Annotated in this window: 2 protein-coding genes; both read right to left on the reverse strand. The window is 50.9% G+C overall.

Features of this window, described 5'->3' with window-relative positions:
* The coding region (locus KDK19_RS19790) for a hypothetical protein (RefSeq protein ID WP_257292698.1) at positions 1-380 on the reverse strand (380 nt) is incomplete at its 3' end.
* Positions 381-594: 214 nt separating this feature from the next.
* A partial coding sequence (locus tag KDK19_RS19795; RefSeq protein WP_257292699.1) for an ankyrin repeat domain-containing protein occupies positions 595-1,285 on the reverse strand: 691 nt, incomplete at its 5' end.

Here is a 1,285-nt window from a genome sequence, read left to right on the forward strand (position 1 = left end):
AATTGACAAACGCCATGACAGGGAAAGACGAAACAATCTAAACCCAAAGTATGCAAAAGTTGCTGTGAGCCTTCGCTACCATCGGCAGAGTCAGAATAAAAGGAGTTGCTGAAAGAGCCTGCAGGGCAGGCGTTGGCACCCTGAGTTTGCTGCCCCGATGACTCTGATGGCGGGTGTTGTTGCCGGGCATTTCCAGAGCCAGGCATCATAATGATGGCCGCAAACGGGTGATCCTGACCCAGCTCTTTTTGTTTCATCGGATTAAAGGATGGCTTCTTTTCAGTCTCGACAACAAAACGTCTTGTCATCGGTTGAGCCTGACAGACGACGGACAATGTCATGATTAACAATGGTGCTGCAAAGAGTGAGTGCTTAGTCATTCTATCCTTGTACTCTGGTGAACAGACAGGAAGGATAGATCAAGAAAATAACTCAGATTACGCAGTCAACTGTTCTCAACTGCCCCAGAGAAGCTTTCAGCCCTGACAGGGTCTCGACTTTCCACCGTTTCTTGTAGATCGCCTTAACATCTGAAAGCTGTATTTACCGGAAAAGATAACGTCTTTCCTTTGTTCCCTGTCTTGCCTCTGTTAACTACCTTGCTCCGGCCTCGGTCAGGGCTTTCACGCAGTCAGTATTGCCCTCTTGGGCTGCCATGAACAGTGCGGTGGCGCCACTCTTGGCCCGGGCGTTGAGATCCGCCTTGGCTTCAATCAGGAGTTTCACGCAGTCGGTATTGCCTTTCGCAGCAGCAATGAGCAGCGGGGTGTCATCATTCTTGGTACAGGCGTCAAGATCTGCCTTGGCTTCGATCAGGAGTTTCACGCAGTCGCTGTCATTTTGTTGGGCAGCAAAGAACAGCGAAGTGGTGCCATCCAACAAGGCAGCGTCGGGATCGGCCCCGGCGTTAACCAGGACTTTCACGCAGTCGATGTTATTTTTTTGAACAGCGATGAACAGTGCGGTGGCGCCATTGTTATTTTGGGCGTTGAGATCCGACTTGGCTTCGATCAGGAGTTTCACGATGCCAGTATGGCCCTTCTGAGCAGCGATGAACAGCGAGGTGGAACCTCTCTCAGTCCGGGCGTTGAGATTCGCCCCGGCATTGATCAGACACTCGGCGATGTCCTTGTGCCCCTGGATGGATGCCAATAGCAAGGCAGTGAAACCATTATTCATAACGACATTGACATTGATTCCCTCTGCCAGTGACTTCTCCACCTGATCCAAGTCCCCCTCAAAACAGGCAAGATAAAACGTCCAATCGGGGAAAAACTTATCCGGG

This window comes from Endozoicomonas sp. ONNA1 (assembly GCF_024606325.1).
Lineage (GTDB): Bacteria > Pseudomonadota > Gammaproteobacteria > Pseudomonadales > Endozoicomonadaceae > Endozoicomonas_A.